This window comes from Kribbella sp. (assembly GCF_035655035.1).
GTDB lineage: Bacteria > Actinomycetota > Actinomycetes > Propionibacteriales > Kribbellaceae > Kribbella.
Window position 1 is genome coordinate 1 of the sequence record NZ_DASRVN010000767.1, and the last position, 1,829, is coordinate 1,829.

Annotated in this window: 1 protein-coding gene and 2 pseudogenes; all 3 read left to right on the forward strand. The window is 70.9% G+C overall.

Going from position 1 to position 1,829, the window contains the following annotated elements; genetic code table 11:
• A pseudogene (locus VFF46_RS39070) lies at window positions 1–153 on the forward strand (F0F1 ATP synthase subunit B); the annotation flags it as partial.
• The gene (locus tag VFF46_RS39075; RefSeq protein ID WP_325042326.1) at window positions 153–950 is read left to right on the forward strand and encodes a F0F1 ATP synthase subunit delta; all 798 of its coding nucleotides are present in this window, start codon (window positions 153–155) and stop codon (window positions 948–950) included. The pseudogene VFF46_RS39070 and the gene VFF46_RS39075, both read left to right, overlap by 1 nt.
• A gap of 24 nt (window positions 951–974) precedes the next feature.
• Window positions 975–1,829 (forward strand): annotated as a pseudogene (locus tag VFF46_RS39080) (F0F1 ATP synthase subunit alpha); the annotation flags it as partial.

A 1,829-nucleotide genomic window follows, 5' to 3' on the forward strand; every position in this document is an offset into this window, starting at 1 on the left:
GCGGAGGTCGGCACCATGGCGACCACGCTGGCCGGCCGGATCGTCGGTGAGTCGCTCGAGGACGAGGCCCGGCAGCGCCGGACCGTCGAGCGCTTCCTGAGCGAGCTGGAAGAGTCCGAGTCCGCCCGTCAGGCTGTCGGAACGGACAGCTGATGCGCGGCGCGTCGAACGAGTCACTCGCCCGGGCCGAGCAGGCCCTGGCGGGTGCTGCTCCGGCCGAAGGGCTGGGCAACGAGCTGTTCTCGATCGCCAAGCTGCTGGACGGCAACGGCGCGCTCCGGCGCGCGCTGACCGACCCGGCGCGGCCGGCCGACGCCAAGGTCGCGCTGGCCGGGCAGCTGTTCGGCGGCAAGATCTCCGCCCAGGCGCAGGAGATCCTGTCCGCCGCGGTGGCCGGTCGCTGGGTCAGCGGCCGGGACCTCGGTGACGCCCTCGACCAGCTCAGCGTCGAGGCCGAGGTGGCGTACGCCGACAACCGGCGGAAGCTGGACGAGATCGAGGACGAGCTGTTCCGGCTCGACCGGGTGGTCGCCGCCGAGCGCGACCTGGCCGACAAGCTGGGCGACCGGCGCATCCCGGTCGGGTACCGCCAGGAGCTGATCCGCGGGCTGCTGCAGGGCAAGGCCGACGCCACCACGGTGCGGCTCGCCGAGCGGGCGGTGGACGGCCGGGGCCGCAACTTCGCGGCGTCGATGCGGTCCTACCAGGTCGCCGCGGCGGCCCGGCGGAACGCCAGCATCGCGACCGTGCGGGTGGCCACCGACCTGACCGAGGCGCAGCGCACCCGGCTCGCGGCAGCACTCGGACGGCAGTACGGCCGGGACATCCAGCTGAACGTGATCGTCGACGCAGGCGTGGTCGGCGGCGTCCGGGTGGACATCGGCGACGAAGTGATCGACGGAACCATCGCGGCCAGGCTCGACGACGCGCAACGGCGCATCGCGGGCTGAGCCCTCCTAGACAAAGGAAACACAATGGCTGAGCTCACGATCAGGCCGGAGGAGATCCGGGACGCGCTCGATCGGTTCGTCACCGAGTACCAACCGGCCGAGACCGCCGCCGAAGAGGTCGGCACCGTCGTCGACGCGGGTGACGGTATCGCCCACGTCGAGGGCCTGCCGTCGGTGATGACCAACGAGCTGCTCGTTTTCGAGAACGGCACCGAGGGCATCGCGCTGAACCTCGACGTCCGCGAGATCGGCGTCGTCATCCTCGGTGAGTACGACGGCATCGAAGAGGGCCAGCAGGTCCGCCGGTCCGGCCGGATCCTGTCGGTGCCGGTCGGCGAGGGCTACCTCGGCCGCGTGGTCGACCCGCTCGGCAAGCCGATCGACGGCCTCGGCGAGATCCAGGGCATCGAGGGCCAGCGGGCGCTCGAGATCCAGGCCGCCGGCGTGATGGACCGCCAGGAGGTCCGCGAGCCGCTGCTCACCGGCATCAAGGCCATCGACTCGATGACCGCCATCGGCCGCGGCCAGCGCCAGCTGATCATCGGTGACCGGCAGACCGGCAAGTCGACGGTGTGCCTGGACGCGATCATCAACCAGCGTGACAACTGGAAGACCGGCGACCCGAAGAAGCAGGTCCGCTGCATCTACGTCGCGATCGGCCAGAAGGGCTCGACGATCGCCGCCGTCCGCGGTGCGCTCGAAGAGGCCGGCGCGATGGAGTACACCACCATCGTGGCCTCCCCGGCGTCCGACCCGGCTGGCTTCAAGTACATCGCCCCGTACACCGGCTCCTCCATCGGGCAGCACTGGATGTACAACGGCAAGCACGTCCTGATCGTCTTCGACGACCTGACCAAGCAGGCCGAGGCGTACCGGGCC